This is a genomic window from Rhodoferax ferrireducens (assembly GCF_049302455.1).
GTDB lineage: Bacteria > Pseudomonadota > Gammaproteobacteria > Burkholderiales > Burkholderiaceae_C > Rhodoferax > Rhodoferax ferrireducens_B.
In genome coordinates this window covers 1-15,759 of the sequence record NZ_JBAQMD010000119.1, presented here as the reverse complement: position 1 = coordinate 15,759, position 15,759 = coordinate 1, and the positions used below count along the sequence as shown (strand labels likewise).

Sequence of the window (15,759 nt, the reverse complement as noted above, 5' to 3'; positions counted from 1 at the left end):
CTTGCTGCGACCGCTCGATTCTGATGAAATGGCCCATGATGACGAATTTCTTAACGAGTCATTCAGAATGGTGCCCTCCCGTCGCACGGCGCTGCACATGCCGCTTGTTACTTGCGGCCTGGATGGTTCTTGCCGGGGTTTTGGGTCTTGGCCTGCCTGGCCCGGTCCAGGCCGCCAGCTCGCTCGATGACTGGCGCACACAAGCGGGCCAGACCCGGGTACTGGCGGAAAATGACGTGCCTCGCGCCTACACGCAGGCGCAGCGCCTGCAGGCCAGCCTGCCCGCCGATGCCACACCCGTTGACCGGGCCCGGGTGCTCAATCTGCTGTCGCGCATCGAGGCTTATCTGTCGTTGACCGAAAAGGCGCAAAAGAACGCCGAAACCGCCCTGGAACTGGCGCAACAGCAGGGGGACCGGGTGGGGCAGGCCGAGGCGCAGCTCAACGTGGCGTTGAACGCCGTCAACCAGGCCCGGATTGACGTGTCCATGGCGGCCACCACCCGCAGCGTGGAACTGCTCGAAGGCGTGAACCGGCCCGACTTGCTCGGCGAAGCGCTGCTGAGGATGTCCATGATGTACCGCCGCGTCAGTGACTTTGACAATTCCGTCACCATGGCCATGCAGGCCATGGAAATTGCCAAACGCACGAAAGACCCCCTGGCGCTGACCTACGCCCATCAGGGCCTGGCCATTTCATTTGATCTCAGCGGGGGCTACGCGCAGGCTGGCGAGCACTACCTGCAGATGCGCGACTACGCTCGCATTGCCCATTCGAAAATTCTGGAAGCACACGCCGTTCAAGGTCTTGCCGGGGTGACGGTGAGCCTTGGCCGTGTTGCTGAAGGCGAGCGTTTGACGCGCGAGGCGATTGCCATGTTCCGCTCGATCGGCAGCCCCTTCAGTCTGAGCTACGGGCTGTTTGGCTTAGCGGACTTGCTTCGCAAGCAGGGCCGTCACGCCCAAGCCGTGCTGCCGCTGGAGGAAATGGTCGCGATCTATGAGAAATATCCAAACCTCATCGGTCTCTGGTTTACGCTGAACGCGCGCAGTTCCAGTCTTCAGGCGCTCAGCCGCGTCGCTGCCGCACGGGCCGATGCCGAGAGGGCTTATGGGCTCGCCAAAGAAATTGGTTTGCCTATTTACCTGAGCGGTAGTGCGCGGCGCATGGCCGAGATTGGCACCGTCGACGGTGACCACCAGCGAGCCTACGAACTCTTTGTCGAAGCGGCCAACCTGGCGGACAAGGTGACGCGCGAAAAGGCCGGCGCACGCATGGTGGAACTTGCCGAACGTTACGCCACCGAGAGCAAGCAGCGCGAAATCGACGAATTGACCCGTCGCAACGAGCAACAATCCGCTGAGCTGCGCCAGCGCGCCCTGCAGGAGCGCTGGCTGTGGACCGTGCTCGGCGGCAGTGCCCTCGTTTTTGCCGGCAGCGCGTACTTCCTGCTTCGTCTGCGGCGCTCCAACCGGATGCTCGAAGCGCTCAATACACAAGTGCAGCGCTCCCAAAACCAGCTGCAAGCCACGTTTGATGCGGTCCCGGACCTGTTGTTTGTACTTGGACTGGATGGGCGTTACTACGAAGTTCATGCGCCCCATTCCGACTTGCTAGTTGCACCTGCAGAGTCTTTGGTTGGCAAAACAGTGTCAGACGTCATGTCCGCAGAATCTGCCAGTATTTGTTTGTCGGCATTGCGCGAGGCGAATGAAAAGGGTAGATCAACGGGCAAGCAGTTTGAATTGCAGCTTGCGCATGGCAGGGCCTGGTTTGAACTGTCCGTTGCCCGCAAGTCGGTGGGCCAGGGGCAAGAGCCGCGTTTTATCGTCCTGTCCCGAGACATCACCGAGCGCAAGCAGGCCGAGGAGGCGCTTCGCATCGCCGCCACTGCCTTCGAGTCCCAAGAGGGCATGACCGTCACCGATGCACAGGGCGCCATCCTGCAGGTCAACCGGGCCTTCACCGAAATTACCGGCTACAGCGCCGATGAAGTCGTAGGCCATAACCCGCGCCTGCTCAAGTCGGGACGCCATGACAAAGCCTTTTATGCCGCGATGTGGGAAAGCATCGGGCGTACCGGATCCTGGCAAGGCGAAATCTGGAACCGGCGCAAAAACGGCGAAGCCTATCCGGAGTTGCTCTCCATCACCGCTGTCAAGGAGAACGGTGGAATTGTCACGCACTACGTCGGGACCTTCATGGACATCACACTGCGCAAGGCAGCGGAGGACGAGATCCGGAATCTGGCGTTCTTTGACTTGCAGACCGGCCTGCCCAACCGGCGGCTCCTGCTCGACCGGCTGCAACAGGCCCTGGCGGCGAGTGTCCGTCACCGGCGCCAAGGGGCGCTGCTGCTGATCGACCTTGACAATTTCAAAACCCTCAACGACACCCTTGGCCATGACAAGGGCGATCTGCTGCTGCAGCAAGTCGCCCAGCGGCTGGCAGGCTGCGTGCACGAGGGTGGCACCGTGGCCCGGTTGGGTGGCGATGAATTCGTGGTGATGCTGGAGAATCTGAGTGAGCACCTGGAGGCTGCCGCCACCCAGGCTGAAACCTTGGGTAAAAAAATTCTGGCCTCGCTCAAGCAGACCTACTCTCTGGACGGCTATGAGTATCAAAGCACGGCCAGTATCGGCATCACGCTGTTTTCCAAGCAGGAGGAGACCACTGAGGATCTACTGAAACGGGCCGATCTGGCCATGTACCAGGCCAAGGCGGTAGGGCGCAACACGCTGCGATTTTTCGACCCGGAAATGCAGGCCGTGGTCACGTCGCGCGCCGCACTGGAAGCCGGCCTGCGCAGGGCGGTTACGAACGATGAGTTCCTTCTCCACTATCAACCTCAGGTGGACGACCAGGGCCACCTGACAGGGTGCGAGGCGCTGGTGCGCTGGCAACATCCTGAGCGTGGCCTGGTGTCGCCTGGCGAGTTCATTTCGCTGGCCGAGGACACCGGCTTGATCTTGCCCCTGGGTCGCTGGGTGCTGGAGGCCGCCTGCACCCAATTGGCCCAATGGGGCAACCGGCCTGAGATGGATCACCTGACTGTTGCGATCAACGTCAGCGCGCGCCAGTTCCATCAGGCGGATTTTGTGAACCAGGTGTTGACGGTTCTTGGCAACACCGGCGCCAACCCGCAACGGCTCAAGCTGGAACTGACCGAGAGTGTGCTGATCGCTGATGTGGAAGATGTCATCGCCAAGATGAGCGCCCTGAAAGAAAAAGGCGTGGGGTTTTCCCTGGACGACTTCGGGACCGGCTATTCATCGCTGTCGTACCTGAAACGACTGCCGCTGGATCAACTCAAGATCGACCAGGGTTTTGTCAGGAGCATTCTCGTCGACCCCAACGATGCCGCCATCGCCAGGATGGTCATCGTGCTGGGCGACAGCCTGGGCTTGGCGGTCATCGCGGAGGGGGTTGAAAACGAGGCGCAGAGGGGTTTTCTGGCCCGTTTGGGCTGCCATGCCTGCCAGGGCTATCTGTTTAGCCGTCCGCTGCCGCTGGATCAGTTCGAGGCGTTTGCGAAGCGGGTTTGATGCCCATGGGCGGCGCAGTTTTTGGCGTGATCAGCGGGCCACATTGCCGTGCAAAAACTCCGGCGCATGGAGAGTCCGGGCCATCGCGACAAAGGCGATTGAGACGGCATCCCAATTTTGGATCACGGTGTTGGCTGCCAAATCAGACTCAAGCGCAGCGGCGCTGGCCCGCAGGTGTCTGGATTTCAGTTCTGATTCGATGTTCTTGAAGTTTTGCATGGCGGTAGCGGTAGCGGTCAGATGTCTGATCAGTGGGTTGTAGGGACGATTAGCCTCATGTGCTGCGACAAAGGCAGCAATGGCTTCGTTGCTTGCAGCGCATTTAGTCAGTTTTGATGCCGCTTGTCGGTGCGCCAACGCACATGAAGACCCTTGGCGCAGTAAGGTGCGATAACGCACGGACTTTTCTGCCGGAATCGTCTAGGCTGTGCTTGGTGATCCAACTGGAGAACAGAAAATGCGTTACTTACTCATTGTGTTTTTGATGCTGTTGGGGTCGATGACTTCGGCCATGGCCCAGCTAAGCATCGGTATCGGGCTCCCTGGCGTCAGCATCGGGATCAACCTGCCGGTGTACCCGGAGTTGGTCCGGGTGCCGGGCTACCCGGTCTACTACGCGCCACGTTTGAATTCAAACTTCTTCTTTTACGATGGCATGTATTGGGTCTACCAGGGCGATAACTGGTATGCGAGCTCCTGGTACAGCGGGCCCTGGGGTCTGGTGGCGCCAGCGTATGTGCCCCTGTTCGTCCTGCGAATTCCGGTGCGCTACTACCGGGCGCCGCCAGTGTACTTTCGCGACTGGCGCGCGGATGCGCCGCCCCGCTGGGGCGAGCACTGGGGCCATGAATGGCAGCAGCAAAGAGGCGGCTGGGACAAGTGGAACCGCGGTTCAGCGCCCGCGCCCGCTCCGCTGCCCACCTACCAGCGACGGTATTCAGGCGATCGATACCCACCCGTGGAACAGCAGCGCTCGCTGCATGGCCAGAATTACCGGTATCAGCCGCGTGACACCGTAGCGCGGCAGCACTATCAGGAGCAAGCCGTGCCAACAGCGCCCGCGCGTGTTCAGCGGACACCGCAAGGCCGTCCGGCCGCGCCCCCGCGCGCACAGCCGCCGCAAATGAGAAACGAACAGGCTCCCAGGGTAGCTCCAACCCAAGCGCCACCGCGCCAGAGTGGCGCGCCAGGCCAGGATCAGAGGCGCCAGTCACCGCAAGGACGGGAGAAAAAGCGCTTGCTCGATGAGGAACGAGGCCAGGATCGCAACTAATTTCTCGTCAGTCGGTGAAACGCAGCGCTGCCACCGGTGGCAGATCGCGTGACAGGCACTGCCACGCCAGCCCGGCATCGGCACTGAGCCACAAACCGCCGGTGGTTGATGCCAGCGCCAGGGTCCGCCCGTCGCGCGTGACATCAAGCCCGTGGCGATAGACCAGATGGTAGGCCTGGCGTTGCGGCAAGCCCTCCGACAAAACCTGGAAGGACGCGCCGCCATCGTCGGTGCGTGTCACGACCATCCGGCCACCCACTGGAATGCGACACACATCCGCCTGGGCCGGCACGAACCAGGCGCGTTGCGGATTGTGCGGGTCGCAGGCGACAGCAAATCCGAAGCCCGAAGGGGCCGGTGCCGCAATGGCCTGCCATTGCTTGCCGCCATCGGTGGAGCGATAGAGGCCGCAATGGTGCTGCACCCACAACATATCGGGTTGCGCGGCACACTGCACCAGACAGTGCGGGTCCTGCGTGTTGCCGTCATCGGCATTCTCGGGCGGCAGGTAGTCGGCTTTCATGCCGCTGGCCGTCAGCGACCAGGAGGTGCCGGCGTCTCGCGTCTGCCACACGCCGCCACAGGAAATTCCCAGGGTGACGTGGCGAGGATCACGCGGATCGACCAGGATGGAGTGAATGCCGGCATGGTCATAACCGCCACCGAGCCACGCCCGGCGCCCGGGTTCTTCCCACAGCGGCTGGTTCAGCGTCCAACTGGCGCCGCCATCTTCCGACTTGAACAACCCGGCTGGCAGGCAACCGGCCCACAGCGCGCCGCGCTCGTTGGCGCCGCCCGCAGCCAGCGACCAGATCAGGTCTACGCTCCAGGGCGTGGGGTCATCGGCCCAGTGCCCCTCAGTCGGCTTGACGGGGAACGCGGGCGCCGCCATCTCTTGCCAAGTCTGGCCCTGATCGCGGCTCTTGTGCAGCTTGATGCCGAAATGGCCCAGCCGCAGCGCGGCATACCAACTGCCGTCGCGCCGGTCGGCCAGCACCTGCGTGACCGGCTCACCGGCAAAATGATGCGACGCGATGTGCCAGTTCGCGCCATCGCCCTGGACGGCAAACAAACCCTTGCGGGTGGCAAGCAGCAATGTTGGCATGATGATCTCCTCTCATCAAAGAAATTGAACGGACGTCAGCCACCGGTCAGGGCCTGGATCACCAACACCCGGTCGCCCGCGCCCAGGGACTGATTCAGCTTGACGCGCTCGGGCACCATTCGCCCGTTGACAAACACCGCCACATGTTTGCGCACCGCGCGCTGGTCGTCAAACACGTAGTGGGCTAATGCGGGCGCTGCGCGCAGCGCACCTTCGAGCACGTCGCGCAGCGTGCCAGGCGCGACCGACTGGGGCGCGCATTCGACGTGGCGGCGCAGGCTGGCGGCAAATTCAACGGTGACCATGGGTATAGGGCTCGGCTGGCGTTGACGCGGTGCGGCGCACCGCGCCATAACTCTACGCTTTTCAGCCGACGTTTGCCAGACCGATGCAGGCCCCGCTGCGGCGCCGGTTCCAGCCCCGCTTGAATGCTGTTCCAGGGTTTTTGACGACCCGTTCTGGCTGATTCAGCGCGGTGTCAGCGTGCCCGAGTTTGCCGCGTTGCTGTCGACCCGAAGATTACCGGTCCACTGGCATGCAAATCGGTTGCAGCGGTAGCGGTGAACCGGAACAAACAGGCTCCAAAAACGGTCGACAGGCCGGCGCGGGGTCCGGATCAAATTTCCCCCGCACAGCGGACAAAGGTGATGGCTGACGCTGACGTAATCTGCGGGTTTGGCACTGTAAGCTGGGCGGTTCATGTCAGAGTCCTTTTGGTGATTTCGACAAATCACCGTGGCCCGATTGAGTCAGTTTCGAAGCCGCCGGTCGGTGCGCCAGCGCACAGTCTGGATGGAACCACGGATTGCGCGGACCCGCTGGCCATCCGCCTGACCCCGGTGCACGGGGCCAGGTCAGCCTGAAAACGCAAACCGTTTGTCTGCGAACAGCCTCAAGCAGGCATCAACGGCCAACGCGTCGTAGATGACACCGCGGCCGCGTCCGATTTCCGCCAGCGCGGCATCAATGCCCAGCGACGCCCGGTAGGGGCGATGCGAGGCCATCGCCTCGACCACATCGGCGACCGCCATGATGCGCGACTCCAGCAGGATTTGCTCACCCTGGAGTCCCTGCGGATAACCCGAGCCGTCCAGACGCTCATGGTGTTGCAGCACCATGGTGGCGATGGGCCAGGGGAATCTGATGTCTTTGAGAATGTCAAAGCCGGCTTGCGGGTGATTCTTCAGGAGCATGTATTCAATGGCCGTCAGCTTGATGGGTTTGGCGAGAATTTCCGCCGGAACGCTGATTTTTCCCAGGTCGTGAATGCTGGCGGCGAGCTCGATGCCGCGCATGGTGTCTTCCTGCAGGCCCAGTTCGCGCGCGATGGCGACCGCCAGTTGCCCCACGCGCCGCTGGTGGCCAGCGGTGTACGGGTCGCGCATTTCCACAGTGTCTGCGATGGCCTTGATGGAGTCCTCCAGACTCTGGCGCAGTATGTCCTCATGGTGCTGGTGTTCGTAGGCAATGCGGTCGCGTTCAGCCCGCGTGCGCAAGGTGGCGATGCCGAAGGCCAGGTCGCTGGCGAGCTCCTTCAACAGGATGACTTCGGTTTCGTTGAATGCGTCGGGTGCCGCCGCAAAAATGGTCAGCACACCCAAGGTGCCCGCTTCGCTGGTGAGCGGCAGCGCAATGTTGGACTGGTAGCCGCGCGACTGTGCCTCCTCGCCCCACGGGGCCGATGCCGGGTTGAGCAGGAAGTTCTGATTGACCTGGACGGTGCCGGTCCGAATGGCTGTGCCGGTCGGGCCACGACCAGGCTCAATGTCGGCCCAACTGATAGGGGCCTCGGTCAGAAAACCTTCGTCGTAACCATAGTGGGCCGCCGGGCGCACCGTCTTCGCCGCGTTCTGCTCGGGGAATCCGACCCACGCCATGCGGTAGCCGCCGGTTTCCACAATCAGCCGACAAATGGCATCAAGCAGCTCGGGTTCGTTGGTGGCGCGCACCAGTGCTTCATTGCAGGCGCTGAGGGTGCGCAAGGCGCGGTTTGCTCTTGCCAGTGCGAGTTCATCCTGCTTGCGCCGGGTGATGTCGCGCACCGTGGCTTGCAGCACCGGCTTGCCGCCCAGTTCCATGGCAGTGAGCAACACGTCGGCGGGAAACTGTGCGCCGTCAAGGCGACGGTGCGTCCATTCGAACTGATGGCTGCCATTCCGGTACGCTGCAGCGACATGTTCATCGGCCAGGCGCATCGACTCTTCGCCACCGGGCTGGGTCGGGGGAGACAGCTGGGAGGGATGTTTGCCAACCAGATCATCCCGTGCCGGGCAAGCGAATATCCGCAGCGTGGCCGCGTTGCAGTCGAGGACGCCTTGTTCATCGAGCAGCATGATGGCATCGGAAGTCGATTCGTAGATGGTCCGGAATTTCATCGCCATGTTCTTCAACGCTTCTTCCGCCCGCTTGCGTTCAATGATGTCCCAGGAAAGGTCACCCAACTGGGAGGCGATCTCGATGTCGCTGTCGTCGTAGTTCACCAATTTGTTGCCAACGCCAATAATCGCCTTGATTTGGTCGCCTCTGAAAATCGGTACCACCACTTCCCGGATGACCGGCGCATGACCCTCAGGCAGCCCTTTGCGATGCGCCAATGAAGCGTAGTCGTTGTGAATCACCGCACGCCGTTCACGGACACAATCGACCCACACGCCGGCATCGTCGATGGAATAGTGGCTGCCTTTTCCTTCGGCCGTGCACATGCTTTTCAGCGTGTTCGTTGACCAGCTCTGCAAGGAGAGCGTTTTCTGATCCGCCTCGACGAAATGATGGAAGCCAATCGAGCTGCCGGTCAGCGTTTCAATTTCATCCAGGGTGGCAGTCAGAAATTCATCCAGCGAGTGTGCGCCGACGAATTCCAGCAGCCGCAGGCGCGCCTGCAAAACGCGCTCAAACTGCGTGCTTTTGAGGCGGGCGCGCAGCACCGTGATGCCGAACGCCAGATCGCCCGACAGCTCCTGCAGAAGCCGGATTTCGGCGGGGCTAAAGGCGTTGATCTCGGCCGAATAAATCAGCAGAACGCCGAATACTTCTGCGCTTTCGTTTTTCAAGGGCAAGGCGATGCCGGAACGATAGCCGTGCTGCAAGGCGCTCTCGCGCCACGGGGCCATGCTTGGGTCGTTGGCCAGATCCTGGAAATAGACGATCTCTGCGCTCCGGATCGCGACGCCGGCGGGACCTTGCCCGCGCGGTGTGTCCTCAGCCCACGACAGTTTGGCGTCGGCGATATACCCGCTGTCGAAACCACCCCAGGCCGCCGGACGTATGGTCTTGTCCGCGTCGTGCTCGGCATAGCCCACGCAAGCCATGCGGTAGCCGGCCTGGTCGCAAACAATGTGGCAAATGTCGTTGAGCAGGGTCTGCTCGTCCTGCGTGTGCAACAAGGCCTGGTTGCAGTTGCTGATGGCGCGCAGTTCGCGATTCAATCGATGCAGGGCTTCCTGCGAGCGCTTGCCCTCCAGCAGCCGCCACATGCCTTCCATGATCAGGGTCAACTGCTGCACGTCACCTTCGTCGTACGCCTCGACCTTGTTGCCAACGCCCGCCACGATGACGATTCTGGCGCCGTCAAACACCGGCACATTCATGTGACGTTTCAGGTTGACGAGGCCCTGCGGCCAGTCATTTTTCAAGGGATTGGCGGTGTTGTAATCGTTGGTGATGACGGGCCGGCGCTGGCGCACCGCTTCGCCCCAGAGCCCCGTGGTTTCGACCGGGTACACGATCGGCTCCTCGGCGATGACGCCCTCTGCCATGGCCGATTTTGACCACGCGTGCATGGTCAACACGCTCTCATCTTCGTTAACAAAGGTCAGGTAGCCGATTTTGCTTTGGGTCAGGCGTACGGCTTCTTCCAGGGTGAAATCCTCGATCTCTTTCAGCGTTGCCCCGGCCATCTGGTTGAGTTGCAGCAGCATTTGCATGCGTTGGGAGGCCAACTCCTGCGCCTGCTCCGAGCGCTTGCGGGCGCTGATGTCATGGGCCAGCACCGCCACACCGATGACATCTTCGCCACTCTTGATCGGGCTGTGCGAGACCTGAAAATAATGTCGCGACCGAAGTTCATCTCCTGAATACGACTCCTCCACAACCTGCTCTCCGGCGATTGCCCGATCAATGTTGTGCTGGGCGGTTTCCCGATCCTGCGGCACGGTCATGTAGTCCAGCAGACTGTGGCCTTGCTCGATCTGGGCACCGTAAAGCGCTTTCATGGCGGCGGCATGCCCCTGGTTGAAACTGGTGTAGCGGTATTGCCGGTCCAGAGAAAAGATGAGCGCATTGGCACTGTTGATGATGCTGCTCAAAGTGGAATACTGTTCCCCCAGTCGCTCTTCCGCCGCCTTTCTTCGGAGCAACTGTTTCTTCAAGGTCATCGTCCATATGGCTGCAATCAGGAGCAATATGAATAAGGTGACGACCGTGGTGTAGTAGATTCTTTGTGTGATGTGCTCCCGGGTTTCAAACACAACCTCTTTGGGCTTCCAGTTATTGATGACGGTCTGGTAACTACCATCCGCTTTGATACTTTTCAAGCCATTGTTGATGGCACTGAGCAGTTTCTCATTTCCTTTTTTCACCGCAATGGACGAATAAGAAAATGCCACAGGCTCACCCGTCACCCTGATATCTTGTATATTATTTTCAGCAATAATATAAGAGCCAACCCGGTAGTCCACCACCACGGCATCCACCTGGGCATCATTGAGCTGTTTAAATCCCTCAATAAAATTTGGAATGATGGTGAGCAGAATTTGCGGGTCTTTTCCCAATAATTGCTGGGGCAGGCCCCCCGCCTCCACTCCAACCCTCAGGCCGCGAAGGCTTGACATTCCTGCGATGCCAACTCTATTGGTGGTGGTAAAAATTGAAAACTGGGATTCAAGCAAGGTATCTGAAAAATCATATATTTCCCGGCGCTCCTGCGTCGGGTTTATCTGAATAAGCGCATCGGCTTTCCCTTCTGCCACCAGCGCCTGCGCCTCCAGCCAGTCCATGGTTCTAATTTCAATCGGCTGGGGCATGTATTTTTCAAGTGCACGAACGATGTCCACCACAACGCCTGCCGGGACCCCATTATTTTGGTAGACCACCGGGGCTATATTCCTGTTGCCCAGAAAAACGAGTTTATTTTGATTGGCTGATTCGGCAAAAGAGTTGGGGAGCGTCAGAAAAATGACCAAGACAGCAAAAACAATGGACAGCAGCAGCTTTCCCTGAGACAGGAATCTGTGCATTGCCATACCAGCTTTCATGTTCACTCTCTATTTTTTAGTCGGAGCATCGCTTCAAGCCACTGCCAAGTGCCATCCTAATACACGTTCGACCTCGTTGAAACAGCTTAGTTGCAAGGTCTTGATGCCGCAACAAGGATTGACGACATAAATGAGTATTTCGATCTTCCTGCGCGAGCGCCGCCAGCTCACGCGCGGCACCACAGTACCTGGATCGGGGACCGCCGAACAGAGTTTTATAAACTGTGGAACCATTTCATGAACCCGCAGCAGTCAAACACCCGAAAGCCCACCATGGCCCAGCACAAAAGCACCGTTATCTGGCAGCGTGACAACGCAGCCTTTGTTGACCACCGCTATAGCCGTCGCCACGCCTGGCACTTTGATGGCGGCGCCGTCGTGCCGGCCTCATCGTCGCCCCACGTCGTGCCCCTGCCGTTTTCAGATCCGGCCGGCGTGGACCCCGAAGAGGCGTTTGTCGCCTCGCTGTCGAGTTGCCACATGCTCTGGTTTCTGGACATCGCCGCCCGCGCCGGCTGGGTGGTGGATGGCTACCGCGACGAGGCCGTGGGTCTCATGGCACGTAACGCCGAAGGCCAACTGGCCATGACCTGCGTCACGCTGCGACCGGCGGTGCAGTTTGCACCAGGGCGCAGCCCCACGCCGGAGGAACTGCAGGACTTGCACCACCGTGCGCACGCGTCCTGCTATATCGCCAACTCCGTCAAGACGGACGTGCGGTGCGAACCGATTTCTGAAACACCAACCAGGCCCCTGCCATGACCTACCTGCCGCCTCACTTTGAAGAGACCGATACCGCCACGCTGCATGCGCTGGTGGGCGCCTATCCGCTGGCCACCTGGGTGGTGTTGCACCAGGGGGAGTTGCTGGTCAACCATATCCCGTTTCTGCTGGATGCCCAGCGCGGTGAACACGGCACGTTGGTCGGCCATGTGGCCCGCGCCAACCCGGTATGGCAGGCGCTGGGCGAGGGTGCCTCGTCGGTGGCCGTGTTCACCGGGGCGCAAGCCTATGTGTCGCCCAGCTGGTACCCGGGCAAACTCGTCCACGGCAAGGCGGTGCCGACCTGGAACTACGCCACGGTTCACGCCCACGGTGTGCCGCAGGCGTTTGACGATCGGGTCCGGCTGTTGGACCTGGTTACCCGTCTGACCCAGGTGCACGAGGCCAGTCAGGCCCAGCCCTGGCAGGTGCTTGATGCGCCCGCCGATTACATCGACAGCATGCTCAAGGCCATCGTTGGCATCGAGATTCCGGTGCGGCGCTGGGTCGGCAAATGGAAGGTCAGCCAAAACCGCCCAATCGCGGACAGACAAGGTGTTGTTGCCGGATTGAGCGCACAAGGCACCGCGGCAGCGCTGCAGATGGCGGCCCTGGTGCAACAAAAGACCAAGCCATGAGCACGGCGCGAACCTGCGCGCCCATGACGGCGGGTGTGCAGGTGATTTGAAAAGCCGCAGTCGAGCTCAATAACCCATCGCCAGACCACTGTTGCGGCGCGGATCGTTGGCGCCGTAGAAGCGGTTGTTACCCACCGGTTTGCCACCCAGTGAAGGTGCGCCAATCAGCAGGGCGGCCATGTGGTTGGCCGGTTGCGGGGCCCCCAGCTTGTGACCGGCAGCCTCCAGCAGCTTGCGTGTATCGGGCGAGATCGCAAAGTTTTCGACGTTGGTCAGATCAGGCAGCCATTGCTGATGAAAGCGTGGCGCATCGACCGCTTCCTGCACGGTCATGCCGTAGTCGACCACGTTCAGGATGGCGTGCAACACCACCGTGATGATGCGGCTGCCGCCCGGCGTCCCCAACACCATCACGGGCTGCTGGTCCTTGCTCACGATCGTCGGGCTCATGGACGACAGCGGGCGTTTGCCCGGGGCAATGGCGTTGGCCTCGCCCTGAACCAGGCCGTAAAGGTTGGGCACGCCCACCTTGGAGGTGAAGTCGTCCATTTCATTGTTCAGCAGCACGCCGGTACCTGCCGCGGTCATCTTGGCGCCGAACCAATCGTTCAGGGTGTAGGTGACGGCGACCGCATTGCCCCATTGGTCGGCGATCGAATAATGGGTGGTGTTGCTGCCTTCATGCGGCTCGACCCCGGGCTTGAGGTCTTTCGAGACACCGGCCTTGTTGGGGTCGATCACTGCGCGGATCTGCGCGGCGTAGGCCTTGTCGGTCAGGCGTGCGATCGGGTTCTTCACAAAATCCGGGTCGCCCAGGTAGCTGTTGCGGTCCACGTAGGCATGGCGCATCGCTTCAATCTGGTAGTGCACCGCCTGGGCCGAGCGAAAGCCCAGGTCCTTCAGCGGGTAGCCCTCCAGGATATTGAGCATCTCACAGATGACCACGCCGCCAGAACTGGGCGGTGGCGCCGAGATCACATGGTAGCCACGGTAGTCGCATTCGATCGGCGCCATCTCGCGCACACTGTATTGGTTTAGGTCGGCTTGGGTCAAGATGCCGCCGCCACTCTGGCTGGACTTGACGATGGCTGCCGCCACCGGACCCTTGTAGAAACCATCGGTGCCGCGCTGGCTGATCGCCTTGAGGGTTTTGGCGAGGTCCTTCTGCACCAACTTCTGACCGACCTGGAAGGCTTGCCCCTTGTTGAGGAAGATGGCCGCCGAGGCCGGGTCCTTGCTGAAATCAGCCGTGGCGGTATGGAAGATGTCGATGTCGCCCTGGCCCAGGGCAAAGCCCTTTTCCGCCAGTGTGATGGCCGGCTTGAGCAGCTCGGCGCGCTTCATGGTGCCGTATTTTGTGCGGGCATATTCCATGCCCGACACGCTGCCCGGCACACCAACAGCCAGATGACCATACGTGCTCAGGCCCTTGATCACGTTGCCGTCCTTGTCGAGGTACATGTTGGCGCTGGCGGCAAGCGGCGCCTTCTCGCGGAAGTCCAGAAAAGTCTTGCGACCATCGGCCAGTTGCACCGTCATGAAACCGCCGCCGCCCAGATTGCCGGCCGCCGGGTACACGACGGCCAGGGCGTAGCCCACGGCCACCGCCGCATCGACCGCGTTGCCGCCGCGCCGCAGTACGTCGACGCCGACCTTGGTGGCCAGTTGCTGGGCTGAAACCACCATGCCGTGTTCAGCGGCAACCGGGGCCACGGACGCGGCCTGCAAGTCGCTGTGCGCAGCCAGCAAGATGCCGGTCACCAACAGCGATGTCTTCAGTCTTGAGGCGAAGTGCAAGTTCTTCATGAGGAGGCTCCCGTGAGGGTGGTTGATGAATGGCGTACGGATTGTCTGCTTGTGGACCGGTTTGACAGGCGCGACCACGAGCCTGCATCCTACAAAAAATTGCCAGGCATGGGTATGTAAATTGTGCATAAGGTGATAGCGCCACACCGGCATGCGGGTCTCGCGGAAAGCAAGAATCTGCGCGGCTGCTGAGCTCTGTTTTGACGCCAACGTGGCGTGGCGTTGAGTGCGATTCTGCAGGGGGAGGTTGTAAGGGTTTATGACGCTAGCCCGCGTAGAATATGCGCAAACAGCTATGTAATTTGTAGCAACATAACGCCAACACAAGCGAAGGCCCACTTGGCCAAGAGAAGAGCCCAACCGACAAGAGGACCGATCCATCGAACATTCCGCCATCACCCCAGCCGCAGTCCTGCAGGCCGACGGGCTGTGCTTCCGTTACCCGCAGCGCGCGCTGTTCACGGACTGGTCGGCCCGCATTCCGCCCGGAGTCACCCTGGTGCGCGGCGGCGATGGCAGTGGCAAGACCACGCTGCTGCGCTTGTTGGCGGGGGAGTTGCCAGCCCATGCCGGGCACCTGCAGGTCAACGACGTCCGCCTGGCCGACTTGTCCGTCAGTTACCGGCAGCAGGTGTTCTGGGCCGACCCGCGCTCAAGCGCCTTGGATCAGATCACACCGGTCGACTACTTCAGCTCGCTGCACCGCAACCATCCCGGGTTTGACGACCAGCTAGTGGGCGAGCTGATCAAAGGCTTGTCGCTGGCGCCGCATCTGGACAAGCCTCTTTACATGCTGTCCACCGGGTCGAAGCGCAAAGTCTGGCTGGCAGCCGCCTTCGCATCGGGTGCCGCCGTCACGCTGCTGGACGAGCCCTTTGCCGCGCTCGACAAGGCATCGATTGTCTTTGTGATGGAACTCCTGGAAGACGCGGCGCGCCACCCTGCACGCGCCTGGGTGCTAGCCCACTACGAGGCACCGGGCGACGTGCCACTGGCGCAGATCATTGATTTGGGAGACTGAGGGCGGCTCATCCGCGGTCGCTTTGGTTCACAGTGACAAGCTGTTGCACCATCAAGACCATTTACTCCAGAAAGCCCAGCCGCCGCGTGATGATCAGCCTGGATCAAAAACGGGCGCTGCATCGGCGTGTCCCACCTGCGATGCGGCTTCAAGCTGCCGCGCTGGCAGTTCGAGCCCAGATTCGCTCACCAATCCGGGCTCCTACCAGCGATAAACGTCAGCCCTGACAATCCTAAGCCGGACGAGCCGGAACCAAACAAGTAATACCATGCCACTTCATAGCTAACGGGGCACGATCATGGAAACACAACTGCTCAATCGTTACGCGGTCAACATGCACGGTGTGCTGTCGTGCTA

The 15,759-nt window shown here is 60.9% G+C and carries 10 protein-coding genes; 5 read left to right on the top strand and 5 right to left on the bottom strand.

All coding sequences use genetic code 11. The features are described from left to right. The first annotated feature begins 104 nt into the window (after positions 1-104). On the top strand, positions 105-3,545 hold the full coding sequence (locus WA157_RS20255) for an EAL domain-containing protein (RefSeq protein ID WP_422622702.1): 3,441 nt from the start codon (positions 105-107) through the stop codon (positions 3,543-3,545). A 30-nt stretch (positions 3,546-3,575) separates the two neighbouring features. Here the strand turns inward: WA157_RS20255 and WA157_RS20250 are convergent, their stop codons facing one another. Further along, positions 3,576-3,944 carry a hypothetical protein gene (locus tag WA157_RS20250; protein ID WP_422622701.1) on the bottom strand — a complete coding sequence of 123 codons (369 nt, stop codon included), beginning with the start codon at positions 3,942-3,944 and terminating at the stop codon, positions 3,576-3,578. A 58-nt stretch (positions 3,945-4,002) separates the two neighbouring features. On the opposite strand from WA157_RS20250, the gene WA157_RS20245 reads away from it, so the two are divergent. Continuing rightward, a complete protein-coding gene (locus WA157_RS20245) occupies positions 4,003-4,818 on the top strand; it encodes a hypothetical protein (protein ID WP_422622700.1) in 816 nt (271 codons plus the stop codon). A 7-nt stretch (positions 4,819-4,825) separates the two neighbouring features. Here the strand turns inward: WA157_RS20245 and WA157_RS20240 are convergent, their stop codons facing one another. The 3 genes from WA157_RS20240 to WA157_RS20230 form a co-directional block, all read right to left on the bottom strand. Then, entirely contained in the window at positions 4,826-5,926 is a 1,101-nt protein-coding gene (locus tag WA157_RS20240) for a WD40/YVTN/BNR-like repeat-containing protein (protein ID WP_422622715.1), read from the bottom strand. 32 nt (positions 5,927-5,958) lie between these two features. Then, complete coding sequence (locus WA157_RS20235) at positions 5,959-6,228, bottom strand: MoaD/ThiS family protein (RefSeq protein WP_422622699.1); 270 nt, start codon at positions 6,226-6,228, stop codon at positions 5,959-5,961. 549 nt (positions 6,229-6,777) lie between these two features. Then, positions 6,778-11,157, bottom strand: coding sequence for a GAF domain-containing protein (locus WA157_RS20230; RefSeq protein ID WP_422622714.1), 4,380 nt, complete (start codon positions 11,155-11,157; stop codon positions 6,778-6,780). 291 nt (positions 11,158-11,448) lie between these two features. On the opposite strand from WA157_RS20230, the gene WA157_RS20225 reads away from it, so the two are divergent. Both WA157_RS20225 and WA157_RS20220 read left to right on the top strand, forming a co-directional pair. After that, positions 11,449-11,937, top strand: a complete 489-nt coding sequence (locus tag WA157_RS20225; protein ID WP_422622698.1) for an OsmC family protein — start codon at positions 11,449-11,451, stop codon at positions 11,935-11,937. Beyond that, positions 11,934-12,575 carry an FMN-binding negative transcriptional regulator gene (locus tag WA157_RS20220; protein ID WP_422622697.1) on the top strand — a complete coding sequence of 214 codons (642 nt, stop codon included), beginning with the start codon at positions 11,934-11,936 and terminating at the stop codon, positions 12,573-12,575. The genes WA157_RS20225 and WA157_RS20220 overlap by 4 nt, the downstream gene beginning before the upstream one ends. 66 nt (positions 12,576-12,641) lie before the next feature. Here the strand turns inward: WA157_RS20220 and ggt are convergent, their stop codons facing one another. Then, positions 12,642-14,381, bottom strand: a complete 1,740-nt coding sequence (gene ggt / locus WA157_RS20215) for a gamma-glutamyltransferase (protein WP_422622696.1) — start codon at positions 14,379-14,381, stop codon at positions 12,642-12,644. 499 nt (positions 14,382-14,880) lie between these two features. Here ggt and WA157_RS20210 point away from each other — a divergent pair, with 499 nt between their 5' ends. Next, complete coding sequence (locus tag WA157_RS20210; RefSeq protein ID WP_422622695.1) at positions 14,881-15,402, top strand: ABC transporter ATP-binding protein; 522 nt, start codon at positions 14,881-14,883, stop codon at positions 15,400-15,402. Positions 15,403-15,759 lie beyond the last annotated feature (357 nt).

Bases quoted from the DNA above. Each gene is read 5' to 3' on its own strand.
- ggt (WP_422622696.1), bottom strand. From the start codon at position 14,381: ATGAAGAACTTGCACTTCGCCTCAAGACTGAAGACATCGCTGTTGGTG.
- WA157_RS20230 (WP_422622714.1), bottom strand. From the start codon at position 11,157: ATGCACAGATTCCTGTCTCAGGGAAAGCTGCTGCTGTCCATTGTTTTT.
- WA157_RS20220 (WP_422622697.1), top strand. From the start codon at position 11,934: ATGACCTACCTGCCGCCTCACTTTGAAGAGACCGATACCGCCACGCTG.
- WA157_RS20245 (WP_422622700.1), top strand. From the start codon at position 4,003: ATGCGTTACTTACTCATTGTGTTTTTGATGCTGTTGGGGTCGATGACT.
- WA157_RS20225 (WP_422622698.1), top strand. From the start codon at position 11,449: ATGGCCCAGCACAAAAGCACCGTTATCTGGCAGCGTGACAACGCAGCC.
- WA157_RS20235 (WP_422622699.1), bottom strand. From the start codon at position 6,228: ATGGTCACCGTTGAATTTGCCGCCAGCCTGCGCCGCCACGTCGAATGC.